General features: G+C 64.5%; 13 protein-coding genes. 7 read left to right on the top strand and 6 right to left on the bottom strand.

What is annotated here, in order from left to right:
- Positions 1-92 precede the first annotated feature (92 nt).
- The 3 genes from K323_RS0113865 to K323_RS0113855 all read left to right on the top strand — a co-directional run bounded on the left by K323_RS0113865 (position 93) and on the right by K323_RS0113855 (position 4,601).
- Entirely contained in the window at positions 93-1,445 is a 1,353-nt protein-coding gene (locus K323_RS0113865) for an ABC transporter substrate-binding protein (protein WP_022885882.1), read from the top strand.
- 92 nt (positions 1,446-1,537) lie between these two features.
- Positions 1,538-2,854 (top strand): alpha-N-arabinofuranosidase, encoded by a 1,317-nt coding sequence (locus K323_RS0113860; protein ID WP_022885881.1) that lies wholly within the window; start codon positions 1,538-1,540, stop codon positions 2,852-2,854.
- Positions 2,847-4,601, top strand: a complete 1,755-nt coding sequence (locus K323_RS0113855; protein ID WP_022885880.1) for a glycoside hydrolase family 35 protein — start codon at positions 2,847-2,849, stop codon at positions 4,599-4,601. Before K323_RS0113860 ends, K323_RS0113855 begins: the two co-directional genes overlap by 8 nt.
- Before the next feature lie 112 nt (positions 4,602-4,713).
- On the opposite strand, the gene K323_RS30045 is transcribed toward K323_RS0113855, so the two are convergent.
- Positions 4,714-8,583, bottom strand: a complete 3,870-nt coding sequence (locus tag K323_RS30045) for a glycoside hydrolase (protein ID WP_022885879.1) — start codon at positions 8,581-8,583, stop codon at positions 4,714-4,716.
- Positions 8,584-8,863: 280 nt separating this feature from the next.
- On the opposite strand from K323_RS30045, the gene K323_RS0113845 reads away from it, so the two are divergent.
- The 4 genes from K323_RS0113845 (at position 8,864) to K323_RS0113830 (ending at position 14,825) form a co-directional block, all read left to right on the top strand.
- Positions 8,864-11,458, top strand: a complete 2,595-nt coding sequence (locus K323_RS0113845; protein WP_022885878.1) for a DNA polymerase III subunit gamma and tau — start codon at positions 8,864-8,866, stop codon at positions 11,456-11,458.
- Between the two features lie 5 nt (positions 11,459-11,463).
- Complete coding sequence (gene recR, locus K323_RS0113840) at positions 11,464-12,063, top strand: recombination mediator RecR (protein ID WP_022885877.1); 600 nt, start codon at positions 11,464-11,466, stop codon at positions 12,061-12,063.
- Between the two features lie 168 nt (positions 12,064-12,231).
- The gene (locus K323_RS0113835) at positions 12,232-13,533 is read left to right on the top strand and encodes an aspartate kinase (RefSeq protein ID WP_022885876.1); all 1,302 of its coding nucleotides are present in this window, start codon (positions 12,232-12,234) and stop codon (positions 13,531-13,533) included.
- Between the two features lie 248 nt (positions 13,534-13,781).
- Positions 13,782-14,825, top strand: coding sequence for an aspartate-semialdehyde dehydrogenase (locus K323_RS0113830; RefSeq protein ID WP_026851649.1), 1,044 nt, complete (start codon positions 13,782-13,784; stop codon positions 14,823-14,825).
- Positions 14,826-14,873: 48 nt separating this feature from the next.
- Here the strand turns inward: K323_RS0113830 and K323_RS0113825 are convergent, their stop codons facing one another.
- From K323_RS0113825 to kdpA, 5 genes are read right to left on the bottom strand one after another with little or no spacing between them, the layout of a single operon-like run.
- Positions 14,874-15,572, bottom strand: coding sequence for a response regulator (locus K323_RS0113825; RefSeq protein ID WP_022885874.1), 699 nt, complete (start codon positions 15,570-15,572; stop codon positions 14,874-14,876).
- Positions 15,569-18,088, bottom strand: a complete 2,520-nt coding sequence (locus K323_RS0113820) for a sensor histidine kinase (RefSeq protein ID WP_022885873.1) — start codon at positions 18,086-18,088, stop codon at positions 15,569-15,571. Before K323_RS0113820 ends, K323_RS0113825 begins: the two co-directional genes overlap by 4 nt.
- Before the next feature lie 3 nt (positions 18,089-18,091).
- Positions 18,092-18,700, bottom strand: a complete 609-nt coding sequence (gene kdpC, locus K323_RS0113815) for a potassium-transporting ATPase subunit KdpC (protein ID WP_022885872.1) — start codon at positions 18,698-18,700, stop codon at positions 18,092-18,094.
- 35 nt (positions 18,701-18,735) lie between these two features.
- The gene (gene kdpB, locus K323_RS0113810; RefSeq protein ID WP_022885871.1) at positions 18,736-20,910 is read right to left on the bottom strand and encodes a potassium-transporting ATPase subunit KdpB; all 2,175 of its coding nucleotides are present in this window, start codon (positions 20,908-20,910) and stop codon (positions 18,736-18,738) included.
- Positions 20,911-20,913: 3 nt separating this feature from the next.
- Positions 20,914-22,587, bottom strand: a complete 1,674-nt coding sequence (kdpA, locus tag K323_RS0113805; RefSeq protein ID WP_022885870.1) for a potassium-transporting ATPase subunit KdpA — start codon at positions 22,585-22,587, stop codon at positions 20,914-20,916.

The following is a 22,587-nucleotide window of genomic DNA, read 5'->3' as shown; positions in this document are numbered from 1 at the left end:
GCGAAAAGCGAGCGCGGAGAGGGCTCGCCTGACGCAACCATCAACCCTCTCCGAACACAGTGCACCATTTACAGGGAAGTGAAGGCAACAGCATGACCACAGAACACACTCGCCGTCTCCGTCGCATCGGCGCCGTCGTCGCCACCGGGATGGCCCTGAGCCTGACGCTCGCGGCCTGCTCCGCGACCGGCGACACCGGTGCCGAGACCGGAACGGCCTCGGACATCGAAGCGGCGCTGCAGGAAGAATCGACCATCACGGTGTGGGCATGGGCGCCTGCCGTCGAGGACATCGCGGCAGCATTCGAAGAGAAGTACCCCAAAGTGACCGTCGACGTCGTCAACGCCGGCACGGGCAACGATCAGTACATCAAGCTGCAAAACGCCATCAAGGCCGGCTCCGGTGCTCCGGATGTTGCACAGATCGAGTACTACGCCCTCCCGCAGTTCGCTCTGTCCGATTCCCTCGTCGACCTGAACGACTTCGGGTTCGGTGACCTGGAAGAGAAGTACACGGCGAGCACCTGGGGTTCCGTGAACCTCGACGGCGGTGTCTACGCGCTGCCGCAGGACTCTGGACCCATGGCGCTGTTCTACAACCAGGCCGTCTTCGACCAGTTCGGCATCGCGGTGCCGACCACCTGGGACGAGTACGTCACGGCTGCGCAGCAGCTGCATGCCGCGGACCCCACGAAGTACATCACGAACGACACCGGGGATGCCGGGTTCACCACCAGCATGATCTGGCAGGCCGGCGGCCAGCCCTTCGTGACGGAGAACTCGACCGACGTCACCGTCAACCTGCAGGACGAAGGCTCGAAGAAGTTCGCTGACACCTGGAACCAGCTCATCGAGGGCGACCTCGTCGCGCCGATCTCCTCCTGGAGCGACGAATGGTACAAGGGGCTCGGCGATGGAACCATCGCGAGCCTGACCATCGGAGCCTGGATGCCAGGCAACCTCGAATCGGGCGTTCCGGAGGCATCTGGTGATTGGCGTGTAGCACCCATGCCCACCTGGGAACCTGGTGTGGCAGCAAGCTCGGAGAACGGCGGCGGCGGGGACGCCATCCTCAAGCAGAGCAAGAACAAGCTCGCTGCGGCCGGATTCCTCGAGTTCATGAACGCGGGCGAGGGAACCCAGATCTCGATGGACGCGGGCGGATTCCCCTCCACGACGGCAGACCTCGAGTCCGACGACTTCCTGAATGCGGAGAGCGAGTACTTCGGCGGCCAGCAGATCAACCAGGTCCTCGTGCAGTCGGCCAAGGACGTCGTCCCCGGCTGGAGCTACCTGCCGTTCCAGGTCTACTCGAACAGCATCTTCGGCGACACCGTCGGCCAGTCTTACGCGAACAAGACCGATCTCAACGAGGGTCTCATCGCGTGGCAGGACGCAATCGCTGAGTACGGAAACGGACAGGGATTCACCGTTACCAGCGAGTAACGCACAGCACTCACTTATCGGGAGGAACGGTCGGGCTCGCGTCCGCGCGGCCGTTCCTGCCCGGCTGCCGTTCGACCCAAAGGAAAGAATGCGTGGTACACGCCCGCCTCTCGATCGACCGCTGCGATGTCGTCGCCTCGGTCTCACCCAGACTCTTCGGCTCCTTCGTCGAACACATGGGCAGGGCTGTATACACCGGTATCTATGAACCGGCGCACCCCAGCGCTGACGAATGCGGCTTCCGTAGCGACGTACTGGAACTCGTTCGCGAACTCGGTGCAACCGTCATCCGTTACCCCGGCGGCAACTTCGTGTCGGGGTACCGCTGGGAGGACGGAGTCGGGCCGGTCTCGGCCCGCCCGGTACGCCTGGACGCTGCCTGGCACAGCACCGAAACGAATGAGGTGGGCCTGCACGAATTCGCCGAGTGGGCAGAGCGTGCCGGCGCTGAGATCATGCAGGCCGTCAACCTCGGCATGCGGGGCATCGAGGACGCCGCGGCGCTCCTCGAGTACAGCAATCACCGGAGGCACACGGCGCTCTCCGAGCAGCGCCGCACAAACGGGCGAGACGAACCGTTCGGCATCACCCTCTGGTGTCTCGGGAACGAGATGGACGGACCGTGGCAGATCGGTCACAAGACAGCGGATGAATACGGCCGCCTCGCCGCGGAGACCGGGCGCTTGATGAAATGGATCGACCCAGGGATCGAGCTCGTCGCAGCGGGAAGCTCCAACGCCGACATGCCAACGTTCGGCTCGTGGGAGGCGACGGTTCTCGAACATTCCGCAGAAATCATTGACCACATCTCGCTGCACGCATATTACGAGGAGCGGGACGGCGATGTCGACAGCTTCCTCGCGTCATCCGTCGGTCTCGATCGTTACATTCGCAAGGTCGCGGAGATCATCGATTCCGTGCTCGCGGCGAAACGCCTCGACAAGATCATCGGCATTAGCGTCGACGAGTGGAACGTGTGGTACCAGACCAGGTTCAATGCCGCCGCGCGCGGCGAGGTGCTCAGGGTCGCGATTGAGTCCGACCAGCACGACACTGCGTTGTACGGCACTGTGGATCTACTCGACGCCGTCGCCACGGCCACCGACGACGAGCTCGTGCTCTTCCTCGTCAACCGTTCCGTTAATGACGACCTGCAGCTTCACGTCGACCTCGCTGGAGTCACTGCTCGCCACGTGCTCGACAGCCGGACCCTCTGCATCCCTGACGGGTCCACGCGGTTTCTGAGCAACACTGCCAGTCAGCCGGATGCCGTTTCACCGCAGGCGCTTCACCAAGTCCACATTGACGGTGAGGGTCTGACCGCCACGCTGCCGCCGCTTTCGTGGTCGATCGTGCGGCTGGCCACATCCGTTTCACCATCAACGGTCCAAGGAGATCTGCGTGCCTGAATTTGTCATTGGGGAGCGGGATTTCTTGCTGGACGGCGCTCCGTTCCGGATTATCTCCGGTGCGCTTCACTACTTCCGGGTTCATCCCGACCTGTGGGCCGACCGCATCCACAAGGCGAGGCTCATGGGCCTCAACACGATTGAGACCTACGTCGCCTGGAACGAGCACTCGCCAAAGCGTGGACGCTTCGATACTGACGGCGGCCTCGATCTGGCGCGCTTCCTCGACCTCGTCGCGGCAGAAGGTCTGTATGCGATCGTGCGGCCTGGCCCGTTCATTTGCGCGGAGTGGGACAACGGTGGCCTGCCGGGATGGCTGCTCAACGATCCTGCTGTCGGGGTGCGCCGCAATGAGCCACGCTATCTCGAAGCTGTCTCGGAGTACCTGGACGCACTCCTGCCGATCGTGGCCGAACGACAGATCGACCGTGGTGGACCGGTGATACTGCTGCAGGTCGAGAATGAGTACGGCGCCTATGGCAGCGACAAGAACTACTTAAGTGCCCTGATCGAACTCAACCGCCTGGGCGGCATCACGGTCCCACTCACGACGATCGACCAGCCGACAGACCAGATGCTCCAGGACGGAAGTCTGCCGGAGCTGCACAAGACCGGCTCGTTCGGTTCGAGGGCCACCGAGCGCCTGGCGACCCTGCGAGCGCACCAGACGACTGGACCCCTGATGTGCGCTGAGTTCTGGGACGGCTGGTTCGACCACTGGGGAGCGCGCCACCACACGACGACAACTGAGGATGCGGCTCGGGAGCTCGACGAGCTGCTCGCTGCCGGAGCATCCGTCAACATCTATATGTTCCACGGCGGCACGAACTTCGGCTTCACAAACGGCGCGAACGACAAGGGTGTCTTCCAGCCGACGGTGACCTCATATGACTACGACGCCCCGCTCACCGAGTCAGGGGAACCAGGCTCCAAGTTCTGGGCTTTCCGCGACGTGATCGCCCGGTATGCGCCCGTTCCTGAAGAAATTCCATCGCCTTCGCAGCCCGCGCCGGAGTTCGAAGTCTCGCTTGATGGCCGGATCTCGCTGTGGGACGCGGTCGACAGCCTCGGGGAGTGGATCGATTCCGACCAGCTGCCAACGATGGACGACGTGGGTCACTTCCGCGGCTTTGCGCTCTATCGCACCTGGGTCGAGGCAACGGATGACGGAGTGCTGTCGTTCGAAGAGGTGCGAGATCGCGCCCAGGTCTTTCTCGATGAAGCACCGGTTGCCGTGCTGCACCGCGACCATCACGACACCGCGGTCAGTCTTCCGAATCGGCGGGGCCGGCTCGACATTCTGGTCGAAGACCAGGGCCGGGTGAACTACGGACCCCGAATCGGCGAGCACAAGGGGCTGATCGGGCCGGCGCGCCTGAGTGGAAGCGAGGCTAGCCGGTGGCAGACACTCCCGATCGACCTTGAGACGATCGGGGTGCTCGATTCGCTTTATACGGATGCCGCCGGCACCAGTCTGCAGGGCCCCGTTTTTGCGCGTGGCTATTTTCAGGCCGCCGCCGGAGTCGATCACTTTCTGAGCACGGCCGGCTGGGGCAAAGGCCAGGTGTGGATCAACGGCTTCAACCTGGGCCGGTACTGGAGTCGCGGCCCGCAGGCGACGATGTATGTTCCTGGCCCGCTCCTCACAGCCGGTTCGAACGAGATCGTGGTGTTCGAGCTGAACGGCGCACTCGAGCGTGTGGCCCGCTTCGTGGCGGCGCCCGACCTGGGGCACACCGACTACTGACCGCTCACGCCCGAAGGGCGAGCGCCATTGCCCCGCCAATGCAGGCCCCGCCAATCCAGGACGACGAGGCCCCCGCCGCGAACAGCGACGGGGGCCTCGTTTCTGTGCTTGGCTAGTGTCGGCGCCGTGGGCGTCCCAGCGTCAGCACTGCGCCACCGAGCAGAAGTAGGCCGCCGATCGAGAGCATGAGCGCCCACGGCACATCGGAACCCGTGTTCGAGAGCTGGCCTGTGGCGGATCCTCGAGCAGTCCCATTGCCGGGGCTCTCGCCACCGGGGTTGGCACCACTATGGTCCCCGCCACTATGGTCCCCGCCACCCGGGTTTTCGCCACCCGGTTCCTCGTCTTCCGCGGCGGTGATCACGACGGTGTCAGAGGCGGCCTGCCCGACTCGGTAACCCTCGGCCGTCGCGGCGACAGTCACGCCGACAGAGGCACCAGTATCTGCAGCGACTGGTGTGTAGGTCGCTGAATCTGCTCCGTCGATCGGCTCGCCGTTCTTCGTCCAGCTATAGCCCAGCGTCGCGTCAACCGGATCGGCAAATGCGGTCGCCGTCAGCACTGCCCCGACCTTCGGCGTTCCCGAGATCGTCGGCGCACTGACCGAAGCAGTGCGGGTGAAGGCGATCCTGTAGATCTCGACCGTCGTGCCGTCTTGCGCCGTGACCGTCACGGTTGCCGTCGCATCCGCACCCGTCGAAGACGTGGCCTGATCGATCTCGACCGTCGCGTTGGTGTCTGTCGCCGCCGCCGACACCGTCGGCAACGCCGAGCCCGAAAGCGGCACTGTGTAGTCGGTGTTCGCGGCGGTGAAGCCCTCGACTGGCGTGCCGTTCACGGTGAGCTTCGCAAGATCGGCAACGGATGCCACGCCAGGAGCTTTCGCGAAGATCTCCACCTCAGAGACCACCATGTGCGTGTTCGGGTAGGCCTCCATGACGACCCGCAGCTGCGACGTCGCAATGTCGGTGAGGGGAACATCGACGATCGGAGCGGTGCCGTCTTCGGGACTCGGCAGGGCGGTGGGGGAGCCGGGTACCGGGACCCATGTGTCACCTTCATCCAGGTACTCCACGGTGATCGATGCCGGCCAACTCGTCGCGCCACCGTCGCGGTAGAAGTGCATCGTCGAGCTGGTGAGTGGCGTGGCAGTGCCCAGGTTGTAAGTCAGCGTGTCCGAGGTCGGCTTGTTGCTGCTGCGCCAGTTCGACCAACCCTTGTCGCTGGTCACGCCGTTGCGCGTGTTGTCGACCGAATAGCCGGACTCCGTCGACGTGGCGGTGGCGGTCGTGGTGCCTGCCACCGCGACGTTCACCTCGCCGGCTTCGGTGATGATGATCGACAGCGTGGCGTCGAGTGGGTCAGCGGAGGCGTCGTTCGAGAGCGCGCTTCCCGAGACTGTGACGACGCCGACGGCAGCCAGCTGCTCGGTCGTCAGGTCGTCCCAATTCCACGTCACGGCGGCATCGAAGCGGTTCGTGCTCGCCCCGATCTGTGCCGGCACCGTTGTCGGTGCGGCGGCGATCACCGTGTCACGCGAAATTCCCGCGTACGTTGTGAGCGAGACCGGGTCGGTGGAGGCGAATCCACCGACCTCGACGGTTGCCGTCACGGAATCGAAAGCGGTGCCGAAGACATCCGTTCCCGACCCGGTCACTGTGATGGGACCGTCATTCCAATCAATGCCTTCGGTGCGCCAGGTGACCCCGACGGGCGTACCGGGTCCGGTCGCATACAGCGGCGTGACAGCGGCTGGCAGCGACGCGGGAACGCCTGCGACGGTGTTCACGACCACCGGCGAGAAGCCGAGGAGCTGAGTACTTTGGAACGACCACGACTGGTTGCCGCCGCCGTTTGATGTATAGACGTTCACGGGCGCGCCCTCGACGGTCGAGCCTCCTGGGATCTCGAGCGCAGATGGAATCTCGCAGTTGACGAGGCTCCAGTTCGAACCGTCGGAGCTGGTCAAGATCCATTGTTGTGACGGATCGGCGGCGGCATCCTCTCGCGATGATTCGACGAGCACCGTGCCGGAACTCGTCGCTGCAAGAGCCGTGCCAGACGCACTGCGCAACACAAAACGCTCCGCGTTCGACTGGCCGTCCGTCACCTTTTCCGCCGTCCACAATTGCGGTCCGACGGTGGCGTTCGTGGCGGCGAGGGTCGTGATCGTGGCTCCGGGGGTTGTGCCGATATCGACGGAGTTGTTGGCTGTGATGGCCTTCCCGCTCTGGGCACCGACGATCCGGTACTGGTGGCCATCCTCAAGTGGCGATGCACCCTCTGCGACCCCACTGACACCCGTGATCACAAAGGTGCTGACCGACTTGGCGGGAACCGTCACGACGGCGGTCTTCGAGGCGGCGTCGACCGCGATGGCCTCTCCTTCCACGAGAGCATTCTTGGTCGTGTCTTCGGCCGTCGACTCTGTCGTGACGATCGGAGTGAGTGTCGCGCCCTGGTTGATCGTGCCGAACTTCGAGAGGTCGACCGTGATGGTGCGGGCGGTGGTGTCACTGTTGGCGTGCACGAGGGTGACGCCGGTTCCGTCCGCGGTGACGGCCGAGGTCGTCTGTTTGTTGGTCGACGGGATGATGTGGTCGCCGGGCAGGATGTAGTGCGTGAAGTTCCGCAGCGTGTTGTACTTCGCGTTGGTGAGCACTTTGCACGAAGGATCTGCATCGCCGTCAGCGAGCCGGCGCACCGAATTGCCGTCGACATTGCAGTCGAAGTCGATCAGCACACTGCCCCAGTTCAGCTTCTCGACCTTCTCCATGTTGTAGTAGTCCTCAACCGGCTGCCACAGCACCCACGCTGATGGCTCGAGCTCGCGCAGGTCGTCCATGATCCGCGACGCCATACCGATGCCGTTGTTCATGTTCGTCTGATTGTTGACTCCGGTGCCGTCCCAGTCGCCGCCAACCTCGCTCATCCACAGGGGCTTGCTGGTGCTCTTGGCAATATCGCGAACGCCCAAGCGCCCTGACGTGCCGTAGGTGTGGACATTGAGCTGGCCGACCGAGTCCTTGGCTTCCTGGCTCCAGCCGTTCCAGTTGGTGGCAAATGTGCCAGGATTCGTCTCGTCCATGGCAGAGATGACGGCATCCGTCGTCGTGTTGTCTTTCGCGAGTTCGGCGGCGAGGGCCTTGATGACGGTGTCCTGCATTGCCGGGCCGACGTGCGCGCCTTCCTGCCGACCCCCGTTCGGCCACCCGGTGGAGCTGTCGATGCTCGTGCCCCAGTAGTTGGTGTTGGGCTCGTTGAAGGGGTCGATGGTGTCGAAACGGATGCCCTCCTGCTCCTCGACGGATTGGGCGACGGTCTTGAGGTAGGTCGCGAAGTCCGCGACGGATGACGGCTTCAACTGCTCCGCACTCGAGTCGAACCCGCCGGAGGCATAGCCGCTCTCCGTCATGAAGTAGGGCGGAGAGTTGCTGAAGGCTTCCCACTTGGTGATTTTGTCCTTGAGGGCATCAACCCACCAGCGCTGCGTCTTGTCGGCGTCGAAGTTGTACGAGTTGGGATCCTCCCCGCCCCAGGCCGCGGCATACCGGTCGCGGTCTGCGTAGTTCGAGGTGATCGCACCATCGGCGTCGCTCGCGTCAAGGTCGGGGTTCCACCATCCATCAACGGCGCCGCCGGGGCGGAGGTATGAGGGCACGTCGCTCGCGTTGCCGCCACCGATGTTATAGCGGGCGATGTTGAGGTTCAGGCCGTCTTCGCCGAAGACCTTGTCGAAGAGGTCTTGCCGCACAGCTTCTGGGTAGTCACCCGTCGCATTGGCGAACCAGACAAGGCTTGTGCCCCAGCCTTCGAATGCCTCGTTCTGATAGGCCGGGTTGGGCGTGATGGTGACGGGATTCGCCTCTGCGGCACTGGCGGGTGGCGACGTCACACCGCTCAATCCGATGCTGATGGCGCTGAACGCCAGCACTGTTGTTGCTGCAAGCACGCGTGTGCGCGCGGGTGACGACGCTGTCATGGATGGACCTTTCCTCCGTTGGACATCCCGCAGCCGATGGCTGCCGAACACGATCGTGTTCACGTAAACATCTACAAAAGAAGCGGATGTTTACGCAAACATCATTGAGTCTGTCGAGCGAGGGTTCGACTGTCAACCGAAATGTCACATTGGTCGCAAACCAAAGGTTCCGGCGCAGCATGCCGGCGTCGCTGCCACATGGTCGAGCACCTCGCTGCGAGGTTGTCGCCCACATCGCAGAGGCAGGGCCGTTGTCAGTGGCGCCGACTACGATTGAGGCGTGGTCACCGCCTTATATCGCCGTTATCGGCCAGAGACATTCGCCGAGATGATCGGCCAGTCCCAGGTGACGGAACCGCTGATGACGGCGCTCCGCACCAACCGGGTCAACCATGCCTATTTGTTCAGCGGCCCGCGCGGCTGCGGCAAGACGACATCCGCCCGCATTCTGGCCCGCTGCCTGAACTGCGCTGAGGGCCCGACCGACACCCCGTGCGGCGTCTGCCCGAGTTGCATCGAGCTCTCCCGCGACGGCAGCGGTTCGCTTGACGTCGTGGAGATCGACGCGGCCAGCCACAACGGCGTCGACGATGCTCGCGACATCCGTGAGCGCGCGATCTTCGCTCCCGCCCGCGACCGGTACAAGATCTTCATCCTCGACGAGGCGCACATGGTCACGCCTCAGGGTTTCAACGCGCTGCTGAAGATCGTCGAAGAGCCGCCAGAGCACGTCAAGTTCATCTTCGCGACCACCGAGCCTGAGAAGGTCATCGGCACGATCCGGTCGCGCACCCACCACTATCCGTTCCGCCTGGTGCCGCCGGCGCAGATGCTCGAATACGCGCAGTCGCTGTGCGAGAGCGAGGGCATTCAGGTCGCGCCGGGCGTTCTGCCGCTTGTGGTGCGGGCCGGTGGCGGGTCTCCACGAGACACGCTCTCCCTGCTCGACCAGTTGATCGCCGGCTCCGACGGGCACTCCGTGTCGTACGACCGCGCGGTCGCCCTCCTCGGTTATACCCACGGCGCACTGCTCGACGATGCGATCGACGCGATCGCCGCGCGTGATTCGTCCGCCGCGTTCGATGCCGTCGACCGCGTGATCCAGACCGGTCAAGATCCTCGCCGTTTCGTCGAAGACCTCCTCGAGCGCATGCGCGACCTGATCATCGTTGCCGCCGCCGGCGCAGAGGGTGCTGCGGCTGTGCTGCGTGGGGTTCCGCGAGACGAGATCGACCACATGAACACGCAGTCATCGAAGTTCGGGCCGGCCGAACTGTCGCGCACCGCCGACATCCTGAACGCTGCGCTCACCGAGATGACCGGCGCCACGTCGCCGCGGCTGCACCTCGAACTGATGATCGCGCGCGCCCTCATCCCCGCGAGCGACGACTCCACCCGGGGCGCGCTCGCCCGCGTCGAGCGGCTTGAGCGCCGGGTCGGGGTCGACGGCGTGGCCGCGACGCCGGTTGCCGCCGAGGTAGAGACCTCGGCGCACACCGTCGCGGTAGACACGGCGGCCGCCAGGTCGGCCGCAGCTCCTGTGAAGTCGGCGACGGATGCTGCGGCGCCGGTCGCCGCGACACCGGTCGCCAGAACAGCAGAACCGATCCCAACCGGCTCGATTCGTGATGTTTCGGGTGACACCGGTGCGATTCGTGATGTTTCCGGTGACATGAACAGGGGGGAGTCCGGCACCGCGTCCGGCACCGCGCCTGGCACACCGGCGCGTCCAGCGCCCATCGGCCCGGTCACGCTGCAGCAGGTGCGTGACACCTGGCCCGAGGTGCTCGAGGCCGTGAAGTCCGCGAAGATGAACGCCTGGCTGGTGCTGTACACGGCGCAGGTGCGAGAGCTTCGTGACGGCGAGATGCTGGTTCTATCGTTCCCCAGCCAGAAGGATGTCGACAGTCTCAAGCAGACTGCTGCTCCTGGACAGGGCGTCGGCGACTACCTGAAGCAGGCGGTGAACGCGCTGCTTGGCTTCACTCCGAAGCTCATCGCGCGCGTGGACGCGAGCACCGAAGCACGGGGCACCGAAGCACGGGGCACCGAAGCACGGGGCACCGGCGGGTCAGTGCCCGCCGATCCGTCGTCTGCGCCGGATGCGGATGTGTCCGCGAGCGTCGCGCAGGCGCCTGCCGCCACAAAACCGGCCGCAACACAGGCGGCCACAAATCCGGCGGCCACCACACAGGCGGCCACCACACAGGCGGCCACAAATCCGGCGGCCACCAAACCGGCGTCAAGCGGCTGGACTACCGTTGCGATCCCCGGCTCCGGCACCGCGGATTCGGGCGCGGCTGTTTCGGGCGCGGCTGCACCGGCCGGCACCGAAGCGGAGGCGCGGCCCGCAGCAACGTCGGCGTCATCGGCCGCGCGGGGGAACCAGACCCCACCCCCGGCCGCCTTCGCGGACGAACCTCCGTTCGACGAGGAGCCGCCGCCGTTCGAAGACGAGGTGCCCCACGACTTCGGTCCGGAAGCATCCGCTGTGCCAAGCCCCACCCCGGGCATCGCCGCAGCCCCCACCACCACGGACGCCACCACCACCGCCGACGGTTGGGCGACGACCGCGCCACCCCGGGAAGATGACACGCCAGCGCGTGCGACGCCGGCGGCATCCGTTGCCCCGCAAGCGCCACCCACACAGGCGCCAGTGCAGCAAACCACGGCGCCACAAACCACGGCGCAGCAAACGACAGCGCAGCAACCCCCGGCCAGCCCACAGTCCAGCCCACGGTTGCGGCCTCAGGGCAAGGCGCCAGCGTTCGGGGAGAAGCAGCGCTACGGTGAGTCCGTCGTGCGCGAAATTCTCGGGGCGACGTTCCTCGAAGAGCAGCCGCACGATCCGGCCACCCGTCCGAGAGGTGCCTGAGGCGTATGTACGAAGGAATCGTCCAGGAACTTATCGATGAACTCGGCCGGCTTCCGGGCATCGGCCCGAAGTCTGCCCAGCGCATTGCGTTCCACATCCTGCAGACGCAGACGTTCGACGTCTCGCGCCTCGCCAACGTGCTGCTTGAAGTGCGCGAAAAGGTGCGTTTCTGCGAGATCTGCGGCAATGTCTCCGAGCAGCAGACCTGCGGCATCTGTCGCGATCCGCGACGCAGCCCGGCAACGATCTGCGTCGTTGAAGAGGCGAAAGACGTCGTCGCGATCGAGCGCACCCGCGAGTTCCGCGGGCTGTATCACGTGCTCGGCGGTGCCATCAGCCCCATCGACGGCGTCGGACCTGACGACCTCAGCATCCGTCAACTCATGCAGCGACTTGCCGACAGCACAGTGCAGGAGGTCATCATCGCCACCGATCCGAACCTCGAGGGCGAGGCGACCGCCACGTACCTCTCTCGGCTGCTCACCACCCTGGAGATCAAAGTCACCAGACTCGCCTCCGGGCTCCCGGTTGGCGGAGACCTGGAGTACGCCGACGAGGTCACCCTCGGCCGCGCCTTCGAAGGCCGCCGCACCGTCACGGGCTAACCCGCCCGGCGCCGGCTCTGCACCCGCGCAAGCCAGGTGATCGCCGCCCAGGAACGCACCCACGGCATCCGTTCGTGACGGCTCTCGTCACATGGCAGCCGGGGAATATGGGAGCAATTAGAATGGAGCCTCGGGCCCGTGCCCGGTTTCCCAACCCTGGAGTGCCACGTGAGCCTGATTGTGCAGAAGTTCGGCGGATCGTCCGTTTCGGACGCCGAAGGCATCAGGCGAGTCGCCAAACGCATCGTCGAAACGCGCAAAGCGGGCAATGATGTGGTTGTCGCGGTGAGCGCCATGGGCGACACCACAGACGAACTCCTCGACCTCGCCCATGAGGTCACCCCTATTCCGGCGCCGCGCGAACTCGACATGCTTCTCACCGCAGGAGAGCGCATCTCGATGGCACTGCTGGCCATGGCCATCAAGAGCATGGGCCATGACGCGCGATCGTTCACCGGCAGCCAGGCCGGCATGATCACGGATGCCCAGCACGGGTCTGCACGCATCGTCGACGTGACCCCGGTGCGGCTTCGCGAGGCCCTCGACGAAGGTGCGATCGTCATCGTCGCCGGCTTCCAGGGCTTCAACCGCGACACCAAAGACATCACAACGCTCGGACGGGGCGGCTCAGACACCACCGCCGTCGCCCTCGCCGCTGCCCTCGATGCCGACATCTGCGAGATCTATACGGATGTCGACGGCGTTTTCACGTCTGACCCCCGGGTGGTGCCATTGGCGCGTAAAATTGATCGCATCACCAGCGAGGAAATGCTTGAGCTCGCCGCAAACGGGGCCAAGGTCTTGTATATTCGCGCAGTGGAATATGCCCGCAGGCATAACGTCACGTTGCACGTTCGCTCCTCGTTCAACAACAACGAGGGCACCATCGTCTACAACCCGGATGCGCCGATTCGCCTCGGCGGTTCTGCAGCCGAGAGAGAAGAGAACGCCGTGGAAGATCCCATGATTGCCGGCGTGGCCGCCGACCTCAGCGAGGCCAAGATCACCGTCGTCGGTGTGCCAGACATTCCGGGCAAGGCGGCGCAGATCTTCAAGATCGTCGCGAAGACGAATGCGAACGTCGACATGATCGTGCAGAACGTGTCGTCGGCCGCGACGGGCCGCACCGATATCTCCTTCACCGTGCCGATGAACGATGGGCACCGGGTGATGCAGGCGCTTGAGGCGGAGAAAGACGACGCCGGGTTCCAGTCGCTGCAGTACGACGACCAGATCGGCAAGCTCGCCCTGGTCGGTGCCGGCATGCGCACGAATTCCGGCGTCTCAGCGAAGCTCTTTGGATCACTGTCGGATGCCGGCATCAACATCGAGATGATCTCGACCAGCGAGATTCGCATTTCGGTCGTCACCCGTGCCGACAGCGTCACCGACGCACTGCGGGTTGTGCACACCGCTTTCGGCCTCGACGCCGAAGACGAAGCCATCGTGCACGCCGGCACCGGCCGCTAGCCGCCTTCCCGTCCATCCACCAACCACGATTTCCGGGGGCTAATTCAGGAGATTCCTGCCAAATGCCGGGAATCAGGCCGATTTCGGGCATATTTGAGAGGATCTCCTGAGTTAGCCACAGAGACCGGCCAGAAACGAAGGATGCCACAGTGAGCAACACCGCGAGCACCACGACCGCAGGCACGAACGACGCGAGCTTCGCGAACAGCGGTGACGCCAGCCGCGATACCGCACGCAGCACCGCGGGCGTGCACATCGGCGTCGTCGGAGCCACCGGCCAGGTCGGCGCCGTCGTGCGTCGACTGCTGGAGGAGCGCGACTTCCCGGTAGCCGGCATCCGTTACTTCGCTTCAGCCCGTTCGGCCGGAACGACCCTGCCGTGGCGTGACGAACAGATCGTCGTAGAAGACGCCGCGGGCGCAGACCCGACCGGTCTCGACATGGCCATCTTCTCGGCCGGCGCCACCCTCTCGAAGGCGCAGGCAGAGCGCTTCGCCGCGGCCGGCGTCACTGTGATCGACAACTCCTCCGGCTGGCGGATGGACCCCGACGTGCCGCTCGTCGTCAGCGAGGTCAACCCCGAAGCGATCGATCGGGCGACCAAGGGCATTATCGCCAACCCGAACTGCACCACCATGGCCGCTATGCCCGTGCTCAAGGTGCTTCACGACGAAGCGGGCCTCGAGCGACTGATCGTCAGTACCTACCAGGCGGTGTCTGGCAGCGGCCTCGCCGGTGCCAGGGAGCTGGCCACCCAGGTGCGCGTCGCCGCCGAAGACGAGAACCTGCTGCAGCTGGTGCACGACGGCTCGGCCGTCACCATGCCGGAGCCCGCGATCTATGCCAAGCCCATCGCGTTCGACGTGATCCCGCTTGCCGGGTCGATCGTCGACGATGGCGACTTCGAGACGGACGAGGAGAAGAAGCTGCGAAACGAGTCACGCAAGATCCTCGAGCTGCCAGACCTTCTGGTCAGTGGCACCTGCGTGAGGGTGCCGGTCTTCACCGGGCACTCGCTCTCGATCAACGCCGAGTTCGCTAACCCGCTGTCGGTTGCGCGCGCCACCGAACTCCTCGCCGACGCCCCCGGTGTTGCGCTGACCGACATTCCGACCCCGCTCGACGCCGCCGGTCAGGACCCGAGCTTCGTCGGACGCATCCGGCAGGATGAAGGCGTGCCGAACGGCCGCGGTCTCGCCCTCTTCATCAGCAACGACAACCTGCGGAAGGGTGCGGCGCTGAACGCCGTGCAGATTGCCGAGCTGGTCGCCGCGCGCGTGCTGGCGGCGTAGCCGCCGACTCAGTCCTCTCCTGGCGCGATTGCGGCGGCGACCTGTGGGTCAGCGTGGATCGGCTTCAGGCCGGAATCGATAGCCCATTCCTGCTTCGGTGAGCAGGTAGCGGGGCCGGTTGGGATCGGGTTCGATCTTCTTGCGCAGTTGAGCTATGTACAGGCGGAGGTAACCGGTGTCGGTGACGTGTTCGGAGCCCCAGATCTCAGTGAGGAGGCTCTGCCGGGTGACGAGCTTGCCGGCGTTACGCACCAGGATGGTGAGCACCTTCCACTCGGTGGGGGTGAGGCGGATGGATTCGGCGCCGTTCGCGGTGGTTCTGGTGATGAACTTGGCGCCGAGGTCTATGGTGACGTCGGCGATCATGGTAACCGGAAAGGTTTCCTGATTCGGAACACGACGGGTGAGAGCTCGGAGGCGGGCGAGAAGCTCGTCGATGGAGAACGGTTTGGTGACGTAGTCATCGGCGCCGGCGTCGAGTGCTTCGACCTTGTCGGCGGCTCCTGCGCGGCCGGAGACGACGAGAATGGGCGCCTGCGTCCATCCTCGCAGGGCCTGGATGACCTGGATGCCGTCGAGTTCTGGCATGCCGAGGTCGAGCATGAAGATATCGGGACGGTGTTCGATAGCGGCGTTGATCGCTGTTGTTCCGTTGGCTGCGGTGATGATCTCGTATCCGCGCGCACCGAGGGTGACGCGCAAGGCGCGGAGCATCTGTGGGTCGTCGTCGGCGATGAGGATCTTCACTGTGCGTCCTGGCTCTTCTCGTTCTTCGGGGATTTCTGGTTCTGGTGTGCAGCGGTGAGGGCGATGACCATGGTGAGCCCGCCACCCGGGGTGCTTTCCGGTTCGAGGGAGCCGCCCATGCCTTCGGTGAATCCTTTGGAGAGGGCGAGCCCAAGGCCAAGGCCGGTGAGGTTGTCGGTGTCGCCAAGGCGTTGGAAGGGGAGGAAGATGTCGCCCCGACGTTCGGGAGCAATGCCGGGACCGTGGTCGATTATCCGGATCTCGATGCTGCCGCCGAAAGTACTGGTGGTGATTCGTACTCGCGTGCCGAGTGGCGCGAAACGGGTCGCGTTGGCGAGGATATTGACGATCACCCGCTGGAGCAGACCGGGGTCGGCAGACAACGGCGGAAGACCGGCGGCGAGATCGAGTTCGACCTCTCCTGGGCCGAGATTCAGCTCGTCGAGGGCGGGCAGGATCACGTCTTCAGCGTCGATCGGCTGAAGTGAAACACCCAGCACGCCGGCCTGCACCCGGCTGACGTCGAGCAGGTCGGTGACGAGGGAGGCGAGCGTCCCGAGGCTTTCTTCGGCCGTCGCCAGGAGCTCTTCGCGATCGGTGGCGGACCAGGACACCTCGGTGGAGCGGAGTCCGCTGACGGCCGCTGTGGCGGCGGCGAGAGGGCGGCGGAGGTCGTGGCTGACGGCGGAGAGAAGTGCGGTTCTGACACGGTCGGCCTCGGCGAGAGGGCCCATCTCGCTTGCCGTCTCTGCGAGATCAGAATGCTCCAGAACAGTGTCGATCTGTGCGGCGATCACCGCGAGAAGTCGGCGTTCGGAGGCCCGGAGATCTCCGCCGTGGAGCTCGAGTACGGCGCGTGTCCCGACCGGGATGCTCGTGTAGTGCTCGTCTGGAGTGGGTTCGCCCTCCCTGGCGAGGACGGTGTCTCCAGCGACGAGGCGCACGCCGGTGAGGCTGAAGGCTTCCCTGGTGCGGCTGACGAGTGCCTGGAGTGCACTTTGGCCGCGAAGTACGCTCCCGGAGATCGTCGCGAGTAGTTCGGATTCGGCGGCGGCGCGTTGTGCGGCGCGGGAGCGGCGGGCCGCCTGGTCGACCACATAGCTCACCAACACGGCGTTGAGTACGTACAGCACAAGTGCAAGCAGGTGAAATGGTTCGTCGACAGTAACGGTGTACAACGGCTCGACGAAGAAGTAGTCGAGGGTGAGGCCAGACAGGAGCGCGGCGAAAAGCGCCGGCCAGATTCCGCCGACGAGAGCCACCACCACAACAAGAAGCTGGTAACTGAGGACGTCGCTCGTGATGGAATCATCGCTGCGGAGTACCGCGAGCAGCCAGGTCAGGAGCGGTCCGCCAACGAGTGCCAGGCCAAAGCCGGCGATCTGGCGTCTCAGGGTGAGTGCGCCAGCCAGCCGAGGCAGCGTAAAACGACCACCAGCCGCGGAGTGGGTGACAATGTGGACATCGATGTCCCCCGACTCGCGGATGATCGTGGCACCGATCCCGGGTCCGGTCAACGCGGCGAGGAGACGGCTTCGCCTGCTGACTCCCACAACGAGCTGGGTGGCATTGGCCCCCTTCGCGAATTCAACCAGGGAATGCGGGATATCGTCGCCGATCACCTGGTGGTACGTTCCGCCGAGCTTGTCCACTAGCGCTCGTTGTGTCGCCAGGGCCTCCGGATGGGCGGCACGCAGCCCGTCCTGACCGGTGACGTGCACGGCCAGGAGCTCGCCGCCCGCGGAACGGGCCGCGATCCGCGCACCGCGGCGGATGAGCGTCTCGCCTTCTGGTCCGCCGGTCAGGGCGACGATGACCCGCTCGCGGGCTTCCCATTTGCTGTCGATTCCGTGTGCGGCACGGTAGTTCTTCAGCGCGCTGTCGACCTCGTCGGCGAGCCACAGCAACGCGAGTTCGCGCAACGCGGTGAGATTGCCGAGCCGAAAGTAGTTCGACAGGGCGGCATCGATGCGCTCGGCGGGGTACACGCGCCCGTCTGCCAAGCGATCGCGGAGTGCCTGCGGGGCCAGGTCGACGACCTCGATCTGGTCAGCAGCCCTGAGCACTTCATCGGGGATCGTCTCCCGCTGGGGTACGCCGGTGATCTGCTCCACAACATCGTTGAGGGACTCGATGTGCTGGATGTTGACGGTCGACATCACAGTGATGCCCGCGTCGAGCAGAACCTCGACATCCTGCCAACGCTTCTCATGTTCCGAGCCGGGGGCATTGGTGTGGGCGAGTTCATCGACGAGCGCGATGTCTGGTTTCCGGGCGAGGACGGCACCGAGATCCATCTCGGTCAGCGTCACCCCGCGATGCGAGACGACCATGCGAGGAATGACCTCGATGCCTTCGGCCATGGTGGTCGTGGCGGCGCGGCCGTGGGTTTCCACGACCGCGACGACCACGTCTTTGCCTTCGCTGAGGAGGCGTTTGCCTTCCTCGAGCATGGTGTACGTCTTCCCGACGCCGGGGGCGGCACCGAGCAGCACTCGAAGCCGCCCTCGTTGCATGGTCTAGCCTTTCAACTCATCAACGGCGATATTCAACCGCAGAACGTTCACGGTCGGCTCGCCCAGGTATCCGAGGTCCCTGACCTGAATATTAGCTTCGACCAGCGCTCGAACGTCTTCCGCAGCAAGGTGTCGTTCGGCGGCAACCCGTGCTACTTGCAGTAATGCGTACGCGGGGCTGATGTGCGGGTCGAGCCCAGAGGACGATGCCGTGAGGGCGTCCGCCGGAATGTCTTCCGGGTCGACCCCGTTGAACTCGGCGATCTGCGCTTTGCGTTCCTTGATGGCAGCGATCAGGTCCGGGTTCTCTGGCCCCCAGTTCGAGCCGCTGGACGCTCCTGCATCGTATCCATCGCCGGCGGCGGAGGGTCGCGGCTGGAACCATTCGGGAAGCGGGTTGCCGTCAGCGTCGGCGAACGACTGGCCGATGAGCGCGGATCCGACAGTTTTGTCACCGACCTTGACGGGGGAACCGTTCGCCTGCCAGGGCAGGGCGAGTTGGCCGATCCCGGTGATCGCCAGTGGGTAGATGATGCCGAGGACGACGGTGAGGACGAGCATGGCGCGAAGTGCGACTCCCGCCGTACGTAGCCCCGTGCGTGGTGAACTCATGATGTTCTTCTTCCTTTTCTATTCGACGGGCGGGATCAGAATCCGGGAATCAGGCTGACAACGAGGTCGATCAGTTTGATGCCGATGAACGGGGCGATCACGCCGCCGAGCCCATAGATCAGTAGGTTCCTGCCGAGGATGCGGGATGCGTTCAGCGGCCGATACTTGACTCCTCGCAGGGCCAGAGGGATCAGCACGATGATTACGATCGCGTTGAAGATGATCGCCGAGAGCACCGCCGATGCCGGGGAGTGCAGTTGCATGATGTTGAGCACCATCAGCCCCGGGAACACCCCGGCGAACATCGCGGGGATGATCGCGAAGTACTTCGCGATGTCGTTGGCAATCGAGAAGGTCGTCAACGCGCCGCGTGTGATGAGCAGCTGCTTTCCGATCCGGACGATGTCGATGAGCTTGGTCGGGTCGGAGTCGAGGTCGACCATGTTGCCGGCCTCCTTGGCTGCGGAGGTTCCCGTGTTCATCGCCACGCCGACGTCCGCCTGTGCGAGCGCGGGTGCGTCGTTGGTGCCGTCACCGGTCATTGCGACGAGGTTGCCGCCCTCCTGCTCCTTTTTGATGAGCGCCATCTTGTCCTCGGGCGTCGCCTCGGCGAGGAAGTCGTCGACCCCGGCTTCGGTGGCGATCGCCTTCGCGGTCAGCGGGTTGTCGCCCGTGATCATGACCGTGCGGATGCCCATCGCCCGCAGTTCTGCGAAGCGCTCGCGCAGCCCGTCCTTGACGACATCCTTCAAGTGCACGACGCCGAGGATTCGCCCTTCCTCTCCTGGCGACTTCACCGCCACGACGAGAGGGGTGCCGCCGCTCTGAGAGATCCGTTCGACCTGATCATTGAGATCGGCCAGCACTGAGCTAGCCGCGCGCCCGTCCTTTTCGATCCACGCGATTACCGACGATCCTGCACCTTTCCTGATCTGAGTGCCGTCCGGCTGATCCAGCCCGGACATGCGGGTCTGCGCCGTGAAAGGAATGATGTCGCCAGCGGCCGTTTCTCCCACATCCACGCCTTGGGCGCGGGCCAGGTCGACGATCGATTTGCCCTCCGGTGTCGGGTCTGACAGCGAGGAGATGGCCGCGGCGCGCACGAGTTCTTGCTCCCGCACCCCTGCCAGCCGAACGAATTCGGATGCCTGGCGGTTGCCGTAGGTGATCGTCCCGGTCTTGTCCAGCAGCAGTGTGGTCACGTCTCCGGCGGCTTCAACGGCGCGGCCCGACATCGCGAGGACGTTGTGCTGAACCAGCCTGTCCATCCCCGCGATACCGATCGCTGAAAGGAGCGCACCGATTGTGGTGGGGATCAGGCACACGAGCAGTGCGATGAGCACGGGCACGCTGGCCGCCGCCGACACAAAGGAGGCAATCGGGTTGATGGTGAGGGTGACCACGACGAAGATGATCGACAAGCTCGACAGCAGCACATTCAGTGCGATCTCGTTCGGTGTCTTCTGCCTGGAGGCGCCCTCGACCAGTCCGATCATGCGATCGACGAAGGTTTCGCCGGGCTTCGACGTGATCTTCACCACGATTCGATCCGAGAGCACTCGGGTGCCGCCGGTGACCGCACTACGGTCACCGCCGGACTCCCGGATGACGGGTGCCGACTCGCCGGTGATCGCGGACTCGTCGATCGAGGCGATTCCCCAGACGATGTCACCGTCACCGGGGACGAGTTCACCAGCGGTGACGACCACGACGTCTCCGAGGCCGAGATCGGCCGACGACAACTCTCCGAGTTCCGCTGTTGTCGCGGCCGGGTCGCCGGTCTCATCGTAGGCAGCAACCACGTGTGCGTTGGTGCTCGTGCGGGTCTTGCGCAGGCTATCGGCCTGTGCCTTGCCGCGGCCTTCGGCGACTGACTCAGCGAGGTTCGCGAAGATCACGGTCAGCCAGAGCCAGACCGCGATACCCCACGTGAAGCTTCCCGGGATAGTCGAACCGCCGGATGACTCGGGGCCGCCGAGGAAAGGTTCGGCGATAGCGATGGCTGAGGTCAGGACAGCTCCGACCTCGACGATGAACATGACGGGGTTACGCCACATCAATCTCGGATCAAGCTTCCGGAATGCGCCAGGCAATGCTTCGGCAAGTGTGGCGAGGCTGAAGGCCGCGCGCGGCTTGACTGGTGTCTTTTGCTCTGGCGTCTTCTGCCCGGGAGTTTTCCGAGGCGATGATGGTGCGGTGGTGGTAGACATGGTTTACAGCAGCCCTTCTGCGAGGGGACCCAGTGTGAGCACTGGGAAGAAGGTGAGGGCGGTCACAATAACCGTCACACCGATGAGGAGGCCGACGAACAACGGTCGGTGGGTAGGCAACGTTCCTGCTGTGGCAGGTACCTTGTCTTGAGCGGCGAGAGAGCCAGCGAGGGCGAGCACGAACACGATCGGGATGAAGCGTCCGAACAACATCGCCAAACCGAGCGCGGTGTTCAACCACGGCGTGTTCGCGGTCAGTCCGGCAAACGCGGAGCCGTTGTTGTTCGCAGCCGAAGTGAACGCATAGAGCACCTCGGAGAGGCCGTGATTGCCGGGGTTCCAGATCGACGTGGACACCACATCCTCCCGGATACCGGGGATCGCGAAACTCAGCGCCGTACCGACGAGCACAAGCGTCGGCATGATCAGAATGTAGAGACTCGCAAGCTTGATCTCTCTCGGCCTGATCTTCTTACCCAAATACTCCGGAGTGCGGCCGACCAAGAGCCCCGCGACGAACACGGCGATGACGGCAAGAATCAACATCCCATAGAGCCCAGAGCCGACACCGCCCGGCGCGACCTCGCCGAGCATCATGTTCAGCATCGGCATCATGCCGCCGAGCGCCGTGTAGGAGTCGTGCATCGAGTTCACCGCACCGGTGGAGGTCAGCGTGCTGGTCGTCCCGAACAAAGTTGAGGCGAAGATGCCGAAACGCTGTTCCTTGCCCTCCATCGCACCTCCCGCGAGCGCAGGAGCCGTGCCGGCACCGACACGTTCCAGAGCGGAGAGGATGGCGACCGACGCGATGTAGAAAGTCGCCATCACTGAGAGGATCGCGTATCCCTGGCGCTTGTCCCCGACCATGCGTCCGAAGGTGCGCGGGAGTGAGAACGGAATCATCAGCATCAGGACGCTAAACATCAGACTCGTCCACGCAGTCGGATCCTCGAACGGGTGCGACGAGTTCGCGTTGAAGAAGCCTCCACCGTTAGTTCCGAGGTGCTTGATCACCTCCTGCGATGCGGTCGGCCCGCCCGGAAGGGACTGGGTGCCGCCGGTGAGAGTGGAGATCTCGGTGAAGCCGTTGAAGTTCTGGATCACACCCCCGGCGATGAGGATGATCGCACCGATCACCGAGATCGGCAGCAACAGCCGCAGCGTGCCGCGAGTCAGGTCGACCCAGAAGTTGCCGATCGTGCCGGAACGACGCCGCGAGAAACCGCGAACCAGCGCGATCGCCACGGCGATGCCGACGGCAGCAGAGACAAAGTTCTGCACCGCGAGGCCCGCGATCTGCACGGTGTAGCCCACAGTGACTTCCGGAGAGTAGGACTGCCAGTTGGTGTTGGTTACGAACGAGGCTGCCGTGTTGAAGGAGAGCCCCTCTGGCACGGCGGGCAGGCCGAGCGAGTAGGGCAGCACCGTTTGGAAGCGCTGGAGGAGGTAGACGAAGATCAGTCCAACGCCAGAGAACCAGAGCACCCCGCGCAGATACGCCTGCCAGGTCTGCTCGCTGGAGGAATCCACGCCAACGAGGCGATAGAAAACCCGCTCGATCTTGAGGTCGTTCTTCGAGGTGTAGATGCGGGCCATGTACTCGCCGAGCGGGCGATACAGCAGAGCAAGAATCAGCGCAAGGGTGGCGACCTGGAGGAGTGCGAAGAGAACGTCCAT

This window comes from Glaciibacter superstes DSM 21135, from assembly GCF_000421145.1.
In the GTDB taxonomy this organism is placed as follows: Bacteria; Actinomycetota; Actinomycetes; order Actinomycetales; family Microbacteriaceae; genus Cryobacterium; species Cryobacterium superstes.
The sequence above is the reverse complement of the archived record's forward strand: the minus strand, read 5'-3'. Positions and strand labels throughout refer to the sequence as shown.

Excerpts from the sequence above, each read along its gene's own strand:
- K323_RS0113865 (WP_022885882.1), top strand. The coding sequence starts at position 93 with ATGACCACAGAACACACTCGCCGTCTCCGTCGCATCGGCGCCGTCGTC.
- recR (WP_022885877.1), top strand. The coding sequence starts at position 11,464 with ATGTACGAAGGAATCGTCCAGGAACTTATCGATGAACTCGGCCGGCTT.
- kdpC (WP_022885872.1), bottom strand. The coding sequence starts at position 18,700 with ATGAGTTCACCACGCACGGGGCTACGTACGGCGGGAGTCGCACTTCGC.
- K323_RS30045 (WP_022885879.1), bottom strand. The coding sequence starts at position 8,583 with ATGACAGCGTCGTCACCCGCGCGCACACGCGTGCTTGCAGCAACAACA.
- kdpB (WP_022885871.1), bottom strand. The coding sequence starts at position 20,910 with ATGTCTACCACCACCGCACCATCATCGCCTCGGAAAACTCCCGGGCAG.
- K323_RS0113820 (WP_022885873.1), bottom strand. The coding sequence starts at position 18,088 with ATGCAACGAGGGCGGCTTCGAGTGCTGCTCGGTGCCGCCCCCGGCGTC.
- kdpA (WP_022885870.1), bottom strand. The coding sequence starts at position 22,587 with ATGGACGTTCTCTTCGCACTCCTCCAGGTCGCCACCCTTGCGCTGATT.